The 14,915-nt window shown below is 55.2% G+C and carries 14 protein-coding genes and 1 other RNA gene; 5 read left to right on the top strand and 10 right to left on the bottom strand.

The features are described 5' to 3' along the window. Positions 1–5 precede the first annotated feature (5 nt). Together A2V21_305435 and A2V21_305430 are read left to right on the top strand one after the other, a co-directional pair. Positions 6–1,130: a hypothetical protein gene (locus A2V21_305435; GenBank protein OIJ73756.1), complete on the top strand. Its 1,125-nt coding sequence runs from the start codon at positions 6–8 to the stop codon at positions 1,128–1,130. Continuing rightward, on the top strand, positions 1,130–3,235 hold the full coding sequence (locus A2V21_305430) for a hypothetical protein (protein OIJ73755.1): 2,106 nt from the start codon (positions 1,130–1,132) through the stop codon (positions 3,233–3,235). The genes A2V21_305435 and A2V21_305430 overlap by 1 nt, the downstream gene beginning before the upstream one ends. Here the strand turns inward: A2V21_305430 and A2V21_305425 are convergent. Then, positions 3,232–4,251 carry a hypothetical protein gene (locus tag A2V21_305425; GenBank protein OIJ73754.1) on the bottom strand — a complete coding sequence of 340 codons (1,020 nt, stop codon included), beginning with the start codon at positions 4,249–4,251 and terminating at the stop codon, positions 3,232–3,234. The two genes, A2V21_305430 and A2V21_305425, sit on opposite strands and share 4 nt — an antisense overlap. Positions 4,252–4,290: 39 nt before the next feature. Between A2V21_305425 and A2V21_305420 the strand changes: the two genes are divergently transcribed. Continuing rightward, positions 4,291–4,845: a hypothetical protein gene (locus tag A2V21_305420; GenBank protein OIJ73753.1), complete on the top strand. Its 555-nt coding sequence runs from the start codon at positions 4,291–4,293 to the stop codon at positions 4,843–4,845. After that, positions 4,846–5,256, top strand: coding sequence for a hypothetical protein (locus A2V21_305415; protein OIJ73752.1), 411 nt, complete (start codon positions 4,846–4,848; stop codon positions 5,254–5,256). Positions 5,257–5,323: 67 nt separating this feature from the next. Here the strand turns inward: A2V21_305415 and ssrA are convergent. The 4 genes from ssrA to A2V21_305395 all read right to left on the bottom strand — a co-directional run bounded on the left by ssrA (position 5,324) and on the right by A2V21_305395 (position 8,827). Next, positions 5,324–5,675: a transfer-messenger RNA gene (ssrA, locus tag A2V21_305410) on the bottom strand. A 56-nt stretch (positions 5,676–5,731) separates the two neighbouring features. Continuing rightward, a complete protein-coding gene (locus A2V21_305405) occupies positions 5,732–6,202 on the bottom strand; it encodes an SsrA-binding protein (protein ID OIJ73751.1) in 471 nt (156 codons plus the stop codon). Beyond that, positions 6,195–6,587, bottom strand: coding sequence for a hypothetical protein (locus A2V21_305400; protein OIJ73750.1), 393 nt, complete (start codon positions 6,585–6,587; stop codon positions 6,195–6,197). The genes A2V21_305405 and A2V21_305400 overlap by 8 nt, the downstream gene beginning before the upstream one ends. Before the next feature lie 134 nt (positions 6,588–6,721). Beyond that, positions 6,722–8,827 (bottom strand): hypothetical protein, encoded by a 2,106-nt coding sequence (locus A2V21_305395; GenBank protein OIJ73749.1) that lies wholly within the window; start codon positions 8,825–8,827, stop codon positions 6,722–6,724. Between the two features lie 187 nt (positions 8,828–9,014). Here A2V21_305395 and A2V21_305390 point away from each other — a divergent pair, with 187 nt between their 5' ends. Then, entirely contained in the window at positions 9,015–10,346 is a 1,332-nt protein-coding gene (locus tag A2V21_305390) for a 16S rRNA (cytosine(967)-C(5))-methyltransferase (GenBank protein OIJ73748.1), read from the top strand. Positions 10,347–10,499: 153 nt separating this feature from the next. Here the strand turns inward: A2V21_305390 and A2V21_305385 are convergent, their stop codons facing one another. From A2V21_305385 to A2V21_305365, 5 genes are read right to left on the bottom strand one after another with little or no spacing between them, the layout of a single operon-like run. Then, positions 10,500–10,841 carry a hypothetical protein gene (locus A2V21_305385; protein OIJ73747.1) on the bottom strand — a complete coding sequence of 114 codons (342 nt, stop codon included), beginning with the start codon at positions 10,839–10,841 and terminating at the stop codon, positions 10,500–10,502. A 57-nt stretch (positions 10,842–10,898) separates the two neighbouring features. Continuing rightward, complete coding sequence (locus A2V21_305380; protein OIJ73746.1) at positions 10,899–11,522, bottom strand: threonylcarbamoyl-AMP synthase; 624 nt, start codon at positions 11,520–11,522, stop codon at positions 10,899–10,901. A 3-nt stretch (positions 11,523–11,525) separates the two neighbouring features. Next, positions 11,526–12,023 (bottom strand): 5-(carboxyamino)imidazole ribonucleotide mutase, encoded by a 498-nt coding sequence (locus A2V21_305375; protein OIJ73745.1) that lies wholly within the window; start codon positions 12,021–12,023, stop codon positions 11,526–11,528. 19 nt (positions 12,024–12,042) lie between these two features. Next, complete coding sequence (locus A2V21_305370; GenBank protein OIJ73744.1) at positions 12,043–13,311, bottom strand: phosphoribosylamine--glycine ligase; 1,269 nt, start codon at positions 13,309–13,311, stop codon at positions 12,043–12,045. 18 nt (positions 13,312–13,329) lie between these two features. After that, the gene (locus A2V21_305365; GenBank protein OIJ73743.1) at positions 13,330–14,913 is read right to left on the bottom strand and encodes a bifunctional phosphoribosylaminoimidazolecarboxamide formyltransferase/IMP cyclohydrolase; all 1,584 of its coding nucleotides are present in this window, start codon (positions 14,911–14,913) and stop codon (positions 13,330–13,332) included. Positions 14,914–14,915: the final 2 nt, after the last annotated feature.

The raw sequence follows: 14,915 nt of genomic DNA, 5'->3' as shown, positions 1-14,915 counted from the left end.
GAGAGATGTTAGCCAGAGCCGTCAACAAGACAACCCCCATAATAAGCTCTACCGCGCCTTCATCCCCGGTGGTAGACGACCTTTGGCTTGATACCAATACAAGCCGGGCAAACCGTGTCGTATTTGTGGGGGACAGCATAACTGCTGTTGACAGAAGCAGTTATGCTGAGATTCTTAAAAGGAATCTGCCTCTCGACTATCCAACGCAGGGCTGGAGTATCTGGAATGAAGCCGTAGGCGGGACATCAACTGATGACTGGGTAGCGTGGATAGCCTCTAAAATCACAGACCACAACCCGACTATTGTTACCATAATGCTTGGGACAAACGATAGCTGTCAGCTTGTTGACCGTCATGTTGACATCGTAGATTATGAGGCGAATTTAAGGACGATTATCAGCGCTATCCAGCCAGCAGGTGCGGATATAATATTGCTCACCCCGCCGCCTGTAGATGACACGGCTGAAAACTTAATCCCTGATGCGTATACCAACACGCAGGTCCAGCCCTATGTGCAGAAGGTGCGTGACCTGGCCGCAGAGCTGCACATCCCCTATGTCGATACATATAACATCCTTTGGGGGCTGTCTGGTTCTGGAGACTGGAAGAAAGTCCATGTAGCACAAAAGGATGGCGTGCATTTAAGCAGGTACGGATACGGGCTGATGTATCATTCCTTGTACACCCTCATTAACGATATTGTCGCCAACACAACAAAAAGGTGGGACGGCTATAACTGGAAGGCCGTTACCCCGCCGCTTCCGCAATACATTGAGCTGTTCATAGGTGGATATAAAGGAGAATGGGACTCAACGATAACTTATCATATTGACGACATTGTGCTTTATGCCGGAACGTATTACATGGCGCGAATAGCCAGTCTCAATGCCGCTCCGCCGAATGCGTCATACTGGTTCGTAACCGAGAATCCCAGTGGTGGTGGTGCAGCCGCCTTTACCGACCTGACCGATGCCTTTTCCGATTACACCGGGCTTGGCGGCAGGCATCTAAGGGTAAAGACCACTGAGGACGGGGTTGAGGCGGTGAGTGATTACGTGATAGACGGGGCGTCATTTCTCGATAGCCTCTCAGACTTCGACAGGGACATAGACGGGGGGACGTTCATATAATGGCAGACAAAATCCGTTTCCGCAGGGGTAATTTCTCTGACCTTCCTTCTCTTTCAGCAGGGGAGCCGGGACTTTCGCTTGATACCAAGAAAGCGTACCTGGGCCACGCAGACGGTAACCTTGAGTTTCAGCTGGCGGCTGGAACGGTAGATTATACCGTATACGCCGCTACGTCCACCTTCGGCGGCAAGTCACAGGCGACTCAGGGGGCTACGGGTCTACAGCTCACAAGCGGCACGACCACGGGCGCAGATGGAAGCAAGCTCATAGATTCAGGAGCCTCCTTCACGTCAGCCCTGGTCGATAAGGCTGTCTACAACGCTACGGATGACACATGGGCTAAAGTGACAGCCGTTGATTCATCCACTCAGCTTTCCCTCTCGGCAGACAGATTCACTTCCGGCGAAGCCTATGAGATAGCCTCTGCCATAGACAACCTGCCGGAAGCGTTCTCAACCGCTGACAGCGGATTCAGGGCGAATATAACAATAAGGATGAGTCCCGGCACGTTTGCCGATGATACTACCTTCATAGGAAAGACCGCCGGGGACAACAAGACCCTCACGGTGAAGGGCTCTACCACCAGTACCACCACGATAAGCGGCAAGTGCATCTTCAGGCAACGGCTAACGCTACGGAACCTCACCTTCACGAACAAGCTCAACTCTTACTTCGGGGCCGACCTGAGCTGGTATACCTGCGTAACCAGCGGCATCTCCAGGCTCTATATGTACACCGGGGCGACCAACTACTTTGAGAGCACCACCCTTACTTTCGGAAACGACCCCGGCAACTATATCTCGATAAGCTCGACCATCACAAAGGGCTACACGATGTATGTCGCTACGACAGCCCTCGGCGGGGATGATTCAATCGCCGACGGCCTCTCGATGTACTCCGGTACGGCAACCTCGACCACAGCGAACAAGCTGGTGGATTCCGCGGCCAACTTCGGGACGGATGTAGTCAACAAGACCGTCTACAATTCGACCGATGACACATGGGCGAAGGTTACGGCGAGGGATTCGGCAACGCAGTTGAGCCTCTCAGCGGACATCATGGCAAGCGGGGAGGCTTACGTTGCAGCAAACGCCTTCTCAACCGTACAGGGCGGCGTGAACGCCATCCCCGGTACGGTCAACTGCAATACCGATATTAAAATATCGGACGGGACTTTCACGGAAAAGGTCATCGTCCAGGGCAAGGCCGTAACAGGGAGCTTCACCATTACCTTCGGGGGCACGTTAGGCGCGTCTCTATCATCAGGTACGGCTACGTCTGCCGCAACAGATACATGGAGACCGACCTTGACCGACACAGGCAAGGCGTGGACGGTCAATGCCTACACAGGGAAGATATTAAAGATAACGTCTGGAACAGGCAGCGGCGAGAACAATGCAAGGCTCATAGATACTAATACCGCAACCGTACTTACCTGCAACGGAGACTGGGTAACGCCAGCGCCCACAAACGGTTCTGGGTACGCCATCTATGAGCAGAAGACAATAATCAGCGGCGGAGGTACGCAGTCAAATTGCATCGAGTTGATAAAGCAAAGCTATATTCTGGTAAAAGAATTGAAGCTTATTTCAACCGCCAGCGGAGGGGTAGCGATACTGGCCCGTTCCGGCTCTACAGCTATAACCGTTGATAAGGTGTGGGTCTATGACCCCGGGACTGGCAGGGTCAGTTTCGCCTGTAGATTTGGTTCACAGGCGGTTTTCCGCAGGTGCTACGCCGACACGCCTAATGTTGGGTTCCAGGTACAGACCGTATCTAACTTGGAGACGTATGGCGTCTTGAGCGTTGGGGCTACAGTAAAGGGGCTTCTCTCCCAAAATAATTCTTTACACGGAGCTTCCTTGACACCTTCAGATGGCGGAGTATCCATGAGGCCAGGAATTTTCCGCAATAGTGCTGGGCACGGGATACACGCACTTGGTTTGAGCATTGCTCAATGTAACGGGGTCATGGATAATAATGGAAGCTGGGGGGCTTATGGCGAGGCAGGCGCATGGCTCTCTGCTGCTTCCATAGGCTCGTACACAGGCAACGGCGCAGGGACTTATACACCTACAACTGCGCTGGCGGCGGGAGCGAGCTAGGCGGGAAGGTCAGGGAGGCGATTGGGGTATGAAGACGATTGGGATTGAGCAGGCTGAAATGTCTGGTTCTTCACTCTGTCCCGGATAGCGTTTGTCTTTTTTTCAACCTGGGCATGCAGAATAAACGAGAAGAGCAGGACCGGGGGGATCGAGATGATGAACAGCGTGGCTCCTTTGTTGATCTCGAAGTAGTAATTTATTAGAGCCGCTATTATCCAGTGGCACAGAAAAACCGGGTAGGCTAGATCACCTGCGACTTTATCGATGGCGGTCGGCCTTAACTTGCTCAGTGAGAAGATGAGGGCAGCGCTCAAAACGACGTTAAGATAAAAACCTTCGAGAAATCTGCCTTCCGGTACAAGGTGCCAGTACAGGAGATTTAAAGCATGGGCTGCAATGATAGCAGGGGTGAACCAGCCGGGGATCTGTATTTTGCGTAAATAATACAAGATGGCGCCAGAACTGAAAGCCACGGATGAGGCCGGTATTGAGAAGTACCGATACTCTTTGTCCGCGCCTGAATATACGAGGTAAGCGGTAAATGCGACGCTCGCGAAGAACCAGAGGAAGGTTATCCATTTTTTACGGGCGAAGATAAGGCCGATGGCAATATAGAAAACGACCTCCACGAATAAAGACCATGTCGGAGGGATCAGCCGCGGGTTGGGTATTCTTAAATCTATGAGGGTGAGATTCCTGAGCCAATCGTAGGCTGACGTTGGGAGATAGATGTTTCTATGAAAATCAGAGATCGGAAGGTACGCTACAAAAGGCAAGGAGAAAAGTATCACAGCCCATAAAGTGGGATAAATCCTCAAGGTCCTGTTCGTGAAGTACCGACGCAGGCCGTCCCAATGGAAACCATAATTCTCATTCAGGACGAAAGTCATAAGGTAGCCGCTCAGTATATAAAAGGAGAAGACGGCATACCAGCCTGAAAAGTTATTGCCAGGCATCTGACACAGGTGCTGAAATACAACACACAGTGAGAGGAATATCCGGTAATAGCCGAACATGATTTGTGTATTTTATACAACATATATTGAGGTTTGTAAATGGCAATTAAATCAATAATCCATACCGGCATTACAGGCTGGACGGCATATGTCATTGTAATCCGAGAGGTGGACGGCTATATTTTGGATGGTAGCGACGGTTCCTTTGCCGCCACACCAGCGGTCCCCTACCTCTTCCTCTCTGAGCACGCCACGGTCAAGGGGAGATACGAGATGTCGGAATCGCGGCAGGCGTGGATGGATGGCAGGTACACCGTAGCCGTCTACAAACAGTCCGGCGGAAGCCCATCCCCTGCGAGCGATACGATAATAGGCTCAGGGGAGATGGTCATAAAGGATGATGCGGAGGTGGTGTTGGATGTGAACCCGTCCACCCGGCTGGCGACTTCGGGATACACGGCGCCGGACAACGCGGGGATAGCAACTCTCTTGACCTATTCTGTAGCGATGTCCAAGTGGAAGAACAACAAGCTGGCGAGGACGGCAGTAAACGGAACGGTTGAGACCTGGGTGCTCTATGACGATGACAACGTGACACCGTTGCTGACGTGGACGCATGATACCGTGGCAGTGACCAGAAATAAGGCAAGCTAAATGACGCAACCTGCGTTATGGGGGTGGTCCACAAGCCCCCTTGCGATAAAATTCTGGGGGTGGGAACCTTCAGAGGCCCTCTTCAATATTTTTACAGGCATTCCTCGGTTTGTTCATTCGACCTTTATCCCGCGCGCGGTCCTCGATACTCAGGCTTTTAAAGGGGTCTTATCCGGTTTTACGTCTCGTGCTATTGTGTGGACAGAGGGATGTAAGGCTGTCCAGGATACCAGTATCATGCAGGACTATGGGACAGTAAATATAGTCCATAGCACGATAACCTCAAAGGCGATAATGCCGTCCGGAGAGGTCAAGGCGGTAATGGAGGAAAGGAAAGCGAGGACATATTATGCGCGCCCTGCGGCGGCGAGGGTGGCACATTCAGCGAGTGAGGAGAAGACCGTCAAGTAGATCTGGCTACATTATGAATCTATAAAAAAGGGGCTACCTGTAATAGGTAAGCCCCTTTTGCTTAATCTGGTGGAGGCGGCGGGAATCGAACCCGCGTCCGGCAACGCTTACCCGGTTCTTCTACATGCTTATCCTGTAGGGTTAAGGTCTCGCTTTCCGGCACCCTGCAGGCTTACATCCGGAAAGCCAGCCCGTTTAGATCTCGCCTCCAGGTCCTTCGGACCGAGCCCCAGAGGCCATCCTGCTAATTGTCGTCTCTTAGGCCCCGCAGGAGTGGGCAAAAAAGACGCTGGCCGGCTTAAGCGGCCAGGGCGTAATTGTAGTCGTTGCCGACTGTGTTTGTCTACCTTTTTTACGAGGAGTAGGCCTCGGCATGCTTCTCCCGGAATCAGACCGTCCCGTCGAAGCCAGTCGCCCCCATTGTCAAAGAACCACATCCTATAAATATTATAACACAAAGTGATTAAAACCGAATCTATTCTTTTCTACGCCTGCTTAAGGCCTTTGCCATCTCCCTCTGGACGTCGCGCTTTTTTATGCTTTCCCGCTTGTCATAGAAGGTCTTGCCCTTCGCAAGCCCCAGCTCCACCTTTGCCTTACCCGCCTTGAAATATATCTTGGTGGGTATAAGGGTATACCCCTTCTCGCGGGTCTTGCCCATAAGCCTTATGATCTCTTTTTTATGGAGAAGGAGCTTTCTTGTCCTTTCGGGCTCATGCTGCTTGAAGCCGTCGGCCTGGGAATAGGGGCTTATGTGCGTGTTCACGAGGAATATCTCCTCGCCCTTTATCCTCGCGTAGCTGTCTTTTAGGTTGGCCTTCCCGGCGCGAAGCGATTTTACCTCCGTGCCGGTGAGCATTATCCCGGCTTCGATGGTCTCTTCTATGAAGTAGTCGTGGAAGGCCTTCCTGTTCTGGGTGACTATGTCGATGGCCGCCTCACTCAATCTTCAGTACCCGCGGCCTCAAGGACCCGCCCCGCTCCGAAAGTTTGCTTAAGGCCTTGAGGACACCGAAGGCGACGGCAAGGAATGCCGCGCCGGTAAGACCTGAGACGAGGTCAGCGTTGTACATGGGGAAGATCCCTGAAAAGACGGACTGTCCCAGCGCGACCCCGGCAATGAAGCTCAAGATGGGGAAGAGGTAAAGCAGCATACCGGCCTTGAGGACAGACCTGGCGCTCACGGAAAATATGACCTTGTCGCCCACCATGGCCCCTATGGAGTTGTCCGCTTCGATAAGCATCTCCTCATCTGACCCGCCGCTCCCGCAGGACTTCTTTGAGGAGCAGCTGTCGCAGGCGCTTGTCCTCTGCGCCTTGATGACTACCAATTGCCCTTTCGTTTCTATGACAGTCCCATGCTCTTCCATACAATTTAATCGTAACAAATAAAGGGCGGTTTTTCAAGGAACCAGGAAAAGAAAAGGCCCTGCCCCTTTCGGGGCAGGGCCGCTGAAGGCTTTTTTTAAGCGGCAGCCCTGGATCTGGTCGAGCTATTCTGGGGACCTCCTGAGGTGATGATGAAGGTGTCGACTGTGGATTTCAGGTTCGTGGCGAGCTCCGCTATCTCCTCGCTGGCACTGGCTATCTGCTGGGCGCTGGCAGATGTCTCGGTTATGACCTCGGCCATCTCGGATACGTCCCCGCTTATCTGGTCCGTTGCCGAGGACTGCTGCTGGGCGGCAACTGTCACCTGGTGCATCATGTTTGTGACAGCGTCCACCTTCCCGACGATCTCATGCAGGGACTCTCCGGCCACCTTGGCCAGATGAACTCCTTGCTCCACCGCCACGGCCTCGTGCTCCATCGATGAGATGGCCTTGCCTGTCTCCTCCTGCATGGCGGTTATCATGCCGCCTATCTCCTTGGTGGCCTTCATGGTCTTCTCGGCGAGCTTTCTAACCTCGTCAGCTACCACGGCAAAGCCGCGCCCCTGCTCACCGGCCCTGGCGGCCTCTATCGCGGCGTTAAGGGCCAGCAGGTTGGTCTGGTCCGCGATGTCGTTTATTACGCTTATTATGTTGCCTATATCCTCGGAGCGGTTGCCAAGCTTGGCTATTATCTGGCTCGACTCCCGCGCCGTCCGGGCAATCCCGTTCATGGAATCTATCGTCTCCGAGACGACCTTCCCGCCCTTTAATGCCACCTTGCTCGCCTCTTTTGCGGCGTCTGCCGCGCCGGAGACGTTCCTGGCGACCTCTATCAGGGTGGCGTTCATCTCCTGGGCCGCTGTCGAGACCTGGGTCGCCCTGAGGCTCTGCGACTGCGACCCGTCCGCTATCTGGACCGCTGTGGCGGAAAGCTCCTCTGAAGCTGACGCGAGGTTCTCAGTGGATGCCTGAAGCCCGGTTATTATAGCGTTGAACCTGTCGAGCATGCTGTTGAAGGCCGCCGCCATCCGTCCGCTCTCGTCCTCTGAGCTGACATCTATCCTGAGCGTAAGGTCGTTTGTCCTCTCCACCTCGGCCATGGTCTTGCTCAGGTAGAGCATTGGCTTCACTATCTTGCCGCGTATCACGATGAGGGACCCCCATCCGAGGAGTATGACCAGCACGAGGACGGCGGCTGACACGGCCATGGTCCTTTTCGAGGACGAGAGTTCAGCCTTTGTCCTTTCGTCCACAAGCACCCCGACCGCCGCGGAGAGTTCGAGTATGGTGTCTATGGCCTCTGAGCTCTTCTTTATCCACTCCTTGCCTGAAAGAGTGTAGTTGCCGGTTGACCTTTCAGCCAGGACGCCCGTGCGCACCCCTTCGAAGGCGCCAAAGAAGCTCTCTTCCACGCGGGATAAGGCATTCAGCACTTGCTCGTCAAGGGCTTGCGAGGTCTTGATCCTGCGAAGCGCCTTCGCGTTGATGTCGATTACGGCCCTGTACGTATTGAGTTTTTCCATGTTCTCCTGGTCGACGGGCTTTCCGGAAGCGATGGCCATCGCCAGTATCGCGCGCTCCCTTCCAGCGTATTCGCCCATAAGCCAGAGCGCCTGCTTTAGCTCCACATTCATCCTCAGCGCCTCCTGGCTTGTCCCCTTGCTTGACCCTGGGTCGAACGCGGCAAGGCGCGCCTCTGAGGCGGCCTCGATGACAGAGGAAGCTGCCTTGAACCACTCGGCAGGGGTTATGCCCTTTTCACCCTTGCCCAGTTCGGCATCGACCGTACCCCTCATGGAGTTTAGCTCGGAGTGAAGCCTTTCAAGTTCCTGGACAGAGGAGGTGAAAGCGGGGTTTTCAGGGTCGGTTGATATAAGAAGCCTGGGCATGCCAAGGGACTCGCCAAGTACCTGCTCCACCATATCCCGAACGCCCTCTATATCAGAGACGAGCGAGGCGTCTGCCGGCTTGTCTGAGGACAGGGCCATCGAGGTCATCCCGCGCTCCTTTGCCAGCAGCCCGGCCGCTGCCAGCAGGTAGTCGGAGAACTCGTTGGCCATCTCCGTCCGGCTCATTTCCTTGTAATATTTGTATGCGTTGAAGGTGTGCGCAATGGAAAATACCGTGAGGATGAGCACAAGCGTGCCGATCGAGGCTATCATGAAGTGTGCGATGCTTACGCGTTTTAAAAACGATTTCATCTGAAAAAGCCTCCTCGCTTACACGCAATAGCAGGGTTATATGAGTTAACTGGCATATCGGCCCCAATTTGGCTGGACTTTAATATTTTTTGCCTGATATTGCGCGCGCGGGTCCGTAAACCTCTCTGAAACCCGTTTTAAATCACCCGTGTGCGTGGTAAACTGCTTCGAAACTATCGGAGGGGATGTGGGCAGTCAAACAGGCGCGAGGGCAGCGGCCTTAAAGGTCTTGAACCGGGTCGAGGGCGGGGACGCTTACGCTGACATAGCGCTCGACGCAGGGCTTGAAGGGCTCAGCGGGCCAGATACCGGGCTTACAACCGAGCTCGTCTACGGGGTCTTACGGTGGAAGATAAGGCTCGACTACACGATAGACCTCTTTTCCGCCATAAGGTCTAAAAAGATCGAGCACAGGGTGCTGAACGCATTGAGGATCGGCGCCTACCAGCTCCTCTTCCTTACCAGGGTCCCGTCACGAGCGGCGATAAACGAGTCGGTCGAGCTGGTGAAGCCTGATAAGAGGAAGGCGGGCTTTGTGAACGCGGTCCTCCGAAAGATCGCTTCCGAGAAGGAAAGGATAGCCCTGCCTGACCCGGATAAGGATATCATCCGGCATATAACGATAGCGTGCTCCCATCCGGAGTGGATAGTCCGGAGGTGGGCCGCGAGGTACGGCACGGCAGAGACGATCGAGCTATGCAGGGCCGGCCAGGAGGTGCCTCCGAGGACCGTAAGGGTAAATACTCTGTCCACCTCAAGACAGAGGCTCATCGAAGAGCTCAAGGAGAGCGGCTACGATGTCGAGGAGACTCGCTACTCCCCGGACGGGATAGAGGTGAGGGGAGGGGGGGCGCTTGCGGCAAAGGACCCGAGGTACTATATACAGGACGAGGCCTCTCAGCTCGTCTCGCTTCTTCTGTCCCCCATGCCTGGAGAGTCTCTTCTGGATGCCTGCAGCGCTCCAGGGGGGAAGACAACGCACCTGGCCCAGCTCATGGGCAACAGGGGCGCCATATATGCCCTCGATAAGCACGAGGCGAGGGTAAGGACGGTTGCCGAGACGGCGGCAAGGCTTGGAGCCGGGATAATAAAGACCTTTACTTTTGACGCCGCGGGCAGCCTCGATTTTCTTGAAAAAGGATCGCTCGACGCGATACTCTGCGACGCGCCCTGCTCAGGGCTTGGGGTATTGAGGAGGGCGCCTGACGCCAGGTACAGGCGCAAGGAAGAAGATATAGCGGGGCTACAGGCTATCCAGTCCAGGATACTCGATAATCTGGCCGGGTATCTCAAAAAAGGCGGGAGGCTTGTATACTCGACCTGCACATTTGAGCCTGAAGAGACAGAAGGTGTAGTTTCAAGGTTCCTGAAAAAGCATCCCGACTTTTCTCTTGAGGATGTCTCAAAATACCTGCCTCAAAGCTGCAGCGAGCTCGTTGACAAGGACGGGTTTCTGAGGACGTTCCCGCACAGACACGGGATGGACGGATTTTTCGCTGCCCGCATGAGGAAGGGTTAGCAGGCTGCTGAAAAAGTCCATCTGCGTCGTTGGCTTCAGAAGCTCGTCACTGCGGCGTACACTCCAAGTACGCCTCATTCCTCGCTCCTCGACGTCCTCGCATATGCAACTTTTTGATCAGCCTGAATAAAATTGGAGTTTTCAAGCCTTCTGCTAAGCGAAAGTATCGAGAAGGGATTCTTCCATCTCAACTGAGGTCTTAAGGACAGCCGCGTTTAGCGAGAGCACATGCCTGGCGGTCATAAGGGAGATGGTCTCAGAGGCGATATCCACGTTCGAGGCCTCGTAGGCCATGCCGTCAAGGTAGTAGCGGCTTCCAGGCTCAAGGTCTTTTGAGGTGGTAGTAAAGACCCCGCCTTCTCCGGCCTCGTTGAAGGAGACCTTCCGGCTCTTGAAGCCGTCTGTATTGGCGTTCGCTACATTATGGGCGGTAGTGTCGAGTAGCTTTAAGGAAGCGTAGATGCCTGTTGAGGCGATGGCGACAGGACGGAGCATAAAGACCTCCTGTTATACCTATCGGCAGGGGCGGCTTAAGGCTTTAGCTTTTTTTTATCATAATGACAAGATTTCCGAGGATGGTATCTCGCCCTCTCTTATAATCTCAAGGCTGTCTCTGGTTACGTCTATGATTGTCGAGCCTTTTAGGGCGGTTAGCCGGCCTCCGTCTATAAGGAGGCCGATCCTGCCGTCAAAGTACCCAAGTACCTCTTTCGGGCTTTTCGCCGGCGGCATCCCGGTCGGGTTCGCGCTTGTCGATGTGATGGGCGAAGAGAGCGCACAAGAGAGCCTCCGCGCGTAGGGGCTGCCGGAGAGCCTCACGCCTATCGTCCCTGTGGCGGATGTGAGCATGGGTGGAAGGGCCGGGCTTGCCTTGAAGACTAACGTAAGCGGGCCTGGCCAGAATCTTTCGATTAATTTACGGGCCGTAAGGGGAATATCCGTGACAATGCGGTCGAGCATCCCGGCATCCCCTATTATAAGAGGGATGGGGCTCAAGGCTGGCCTGCCCTTTAACTCATAGAGGGCCTCTATCGCTTTTGTATTGAAGGGGTCGACGCAGAGGCCGTAAAAGGTCTCGGTGGGGTAGGCGATAACAGCTCCGGCCCGGAACAGAGGGCTTGCGGCCGCGGAGTAATCATCGTAAGCGGAAAGTATCCTGGGTTTCTCGCTATCCAATCGTCAGGCCTTCAGTCTCTTCGCCTTCTCCTCGACCTCTTTCGCCATATCCTTCCTCTGCTTTTTAAGCGCGCCCCGAAGCGAGGCGACACCTGTGGCGAGTATCTGGGCGGCGAAGATGCCCGCGTTTTTCGCGCCTGCCTTGCCTATAGCCATAGAGGCTACCGGCACGCCCCCGGGCATCTGCACGGTAGAAAGGAGGGAGTCGAGCCCCTTTAGAGGGCTTGAGTCTATCGGGACCCCGATTACCGGGATGGTCGTCTCTGCCGCTATGAAGCCCGCCAGGTGCGCCGCGCTCCCGGCGCCGGCTATTATGACCTTTATCCCGCGATCTTCCGCGCCTTTTGCGTAATCAGAGGTCCTCTTCGGGCTCCTGTGCGCGGATGATATGGTCATCTCGTAAGGGATCTTAAAGCCCTTCAATACCTTTGCCGCCTCTCCCATCACGGGGAGGTCTGATTCGCTTCCCATTACAATGCCGACGAGCGGTTTTTGAGCCATTTTAATCCCTCCGGACCGGTTATCTGAGCGCCTTTTTACCGATGTCATTTCTATAGTGCGCGCCTTCCCAGCTTATCTTCCCGACCGCCAGGTAGGCGTTGTCTATCGCGTCTTTTATCGTATCTCCCAGGGCCGTAACTCCAAGCACCCGGCCTCCGGAGGTGACTACCTTGCCATCCTTCATGGCTGTGCCGGCGTGGAAGACCATGGTCTCTTTCAGGGTAGCCGCATCCGCAAGGCCTTTTATCTCGCTCCCCTTGAGATAGTCTCCGGGGTAGCCCTGCGCGGCCATGACAACGCAGACAGCGGCCTTCTTCTTCCATTCAATTTCAAGCTCGTGCAGTTTGCCATCCACTGCGGCGGCAAGCAGGTCTAAGAGGTCTGTCTCCATCCGCATGAGTATGGGCTGGGTCTCGGGGTCGCCGAACCTGCAATTGAACTCCAGCACCCTTGGCCCCTTCGATGTCATCATGAGGCCGGCGTAAAGTATGCCTTTATAGGGCCTGCCCTCGGCCTCCATCGCTTTTACGGTCGGGAGCATGACCGTCTCCATTATCTGTTGCTCAAGGGCTGGGGTGACGATAGGCGCCGGAGAGTACGCGCCCATGCCTCCGGTATTGGGGCCTTTGTCGTCGTCGAATACCGCCTTGTGGTCCTGCGCCGGGGCAAGGGGCAGGACGGTCCTGCCGTCGGTTATCGCGAGGAAAGATGCCTCTTCGCCTGTGAGGAACTCTTCTATTATTATCGTCTTGCCCGCGGCGCCAAAGGCCTTCTTCGCCATTATGAGGTCTACCGCATGAAGGGCCTCTTCCCGTCTCTGGCAGATTATGACGCCCTTGCCAGCGGCAAGCCCGTCCGCCTTTACGACAAATGGCGCGTCGTGAGTCTCTATATACGACCGTGCCGGGCCAGGCTCGTCGAAACGCTTGTAGAAGGCTGTGGGGATGTTGTGGCGAAACATCAGCTCCTTGCTGAACGCCTTGCTCCCCTCTATCTCAGCGGCGGCCCTGGACGGGCCGAAGACCTTGAGCCCGGCCATTGTGAAGGAATCCGTTATGCCGAGGGTGAGCGGAAGCTCCGGGCCTACTACCGTGAGGTTGATCTGCTCTTTTAGCGCGAAGGCCTTGAGCCCTTCGATATCCTCCGCGGATATCGCGACGTTCTCGCCGTGCCGGGCTGTGCCGGGGTTGCCGGGGGCGATAAAGAGCCTTGAGACCTTTTTGCTCTGCGAGAGCTTCCACGCGAGGGCGTGCTCCCTGCCGCCGCTGCCTATTATTAGTACCTTCATCTATTCAGAAACTCCTGCTCAGTGCCTGAAGTGCCTGATGCCTGTAAATACCATGGCGATGCCATGCTCGTCAGCCGCCTTTATGACCTCTTCGTCCCGTATCGAGCCGCCGGGCTGGATTATGGCGGTGACCCCGTGCTGTGCGGCCATGTCGACGTTATCCCTGAAGGGGAAGAAGGCGTCGGAGGCCATGACCGACCCCTTGACCTGAAGCCCCGCGTCAGCCGCCTTCCGGGTTGCTATCCTGGTCGAGTCTATCCTGGACATCTGTCCCGCGCCGATGCCGATCGTCCTGCCGTCACGGGCGAATATGATGGCATTGCTCTTTACGTGCTTGCAGACGTTCCACGCGAAGAGAAGGTCTTCGAGCTCTTTTTCATCCGGCCCCCTCTTTGTCACTGTCTTAAGGTCTGCGGCGCTTTCGATATCGAGCCCCTGGAGGAGCACCCCGCCGGAGACCCTTTTTATGTCCATGTCAGAGGGGCCGAAGCTCAAGTTCTCTGGCGTTATCTCACCGATCTCCAGGAGGCGGAGGTTCTTCTTTGAGGCCAGTACTTGTTGGGCCTCCGGGGCGAACTCCGGGGCGATGATCGCCTCAAGGAATATCTTCCCCATATCCTCGGCCACATCCTTCGTTACTTTCCTGTTGAAACTGACGATCCCGCCGAACGCAGAGGTCTTGTCGCACTCATAGGCGAGGGCGTAGGCCGCCAGCAGCCCGTTTTTCGAGGCAGCTACGCCGCACGGGTTGTTGTGCTTTACGATAACGGCAGCAGACTCGTGGAACTCGGAGACAAGGTTAAGCGCGGCGTTCAGGTCGAGGATGTTGTTGTAGGAGAGCTCCTTGCCCTGAAGCTGCTTCGCGTCGGCAAGTCCAGCCCTGCCTGCAACGCGCCTCCTGTAGAAGGCGGCCTTCTGGTGCGGGTTCTCGCCGTAGCGCAGGTCCTGCACCTTCTCGAACTGTATGGTGTAGGTATCCGGGAACTCTTTTTTCGGCTCGGCCTCCGGGATATCGGCTACCGCGCCGAGGTAGTTCGAGATGGCGGCGTCGTAGCGTGCCGTGAGCTGGAAGACCTTCTTCGCGAGCATGAACCTGGTCTGCCGTGAAAGGCAGCCCTTCTTCCCGTTCATCTCGGATATGATATTTACATAATCGGCCGGGTCGACTACTACCGCCACGTCGTTGTGGTTCTTGGCGGCAGCCCGTATCATCGTGGGCCCGCCGATGTCTATGTTCTCGATTGCGTCCTCAAGGGAGCAGCCTTTGGCTATGGTCTCCTCGAAGGCATAGAGGTTCACGACGACCATGTCTATGGGAAGTATCCCGTTGGTCTCCATCTCCTTCACGTGGGTGGGGTTCTCGCGTATGCCGAGTATGCCGCCGTGTATCTTCGGGTGAAGGGTCTTGAGCCTTCCGTCGAGCATCTCCGGTGAGCCGGTGTAAGATGATATCGGTATTACCGTGACCCCTGCGTTCTTTATAAGCTCGGCGGTGCCGCCCGTTGAGATTATCTCGACACCCGCCGCTGAAAGCCCTTTAGCGAAATCTACTATTCCGGTCTTGTCGGTGACGCTTATGATAGCCCTTCTGATCCTTTTCATCT

The organism is Deltaproteobacteria bacterium GWC2_55_46 (assembly GCA_001595385.3).
Lineage (GTDB): Bacteria > Desulfobacterota > GWC2-55-46 > GWC2-55-46 > GWC2-55-46 > UBA5799.
Note: the sequence above shows the minus strand (reverse complement) of the source record. Positions and strands in the feature narration are given on the sequence as shown.